The organism is Gelidibacter salicanalis, assembly GCF_016469035.1.
Lineage (GTDB): Bacteria > Bacteroidota > Bacteroidia > Flavobacteriales > Flavobacteriaceae > Gelidibacter > Gelidibacter salicanalis_A.
The window spans coordinates 1-258 of record NZ_JAEHJZ010000266.1 but is presented as its reverse complement, the minus strand read 5'-3'; the positions used below and the strand labels follow the sequence as shown (position 1 = coordinate 258).

1 protein-coding gene is annotated in these 258 nt (G+C 58.9%); it reads left to right on the top strand.

Annotated elements, in window-relative coordinates; translation table 11 throughout:
* Nucleotides 1-78 precede the first annotated feature (78 nt).
* Nucleotides 79-258 (top strand): hypothetical protein (locus JEM65_RS21500; protein ID WP_199603795.1); only part of this gene is annotated, 180 nt, incomplete at its 3' end.

Genomic DNA, 258 nt, shown 5'->3' with positions numbered 1-258 from the left:
AAGTAAGTAGCCCCGTCCAGCGGGACAGGGGATAGAGCCTGCCGGCCCGACTTGACGTGTCACCTCTTCGCTTAGGACTTGCGCAACGACCCCAATACCATCAAGGAATTGGGCAAAATGAAGCAGGAGCCGGTCAAGCCCGAGGAGGGCCGCACCATGGCTGAAAAGATCAACGCCTTTGCTTACCTCGAGTGCTCGGCCAAGAGCAAGGAAGGCGTCCGAGAAGTGTTCGAGACGGCCACGAGGGCGGCATTACAG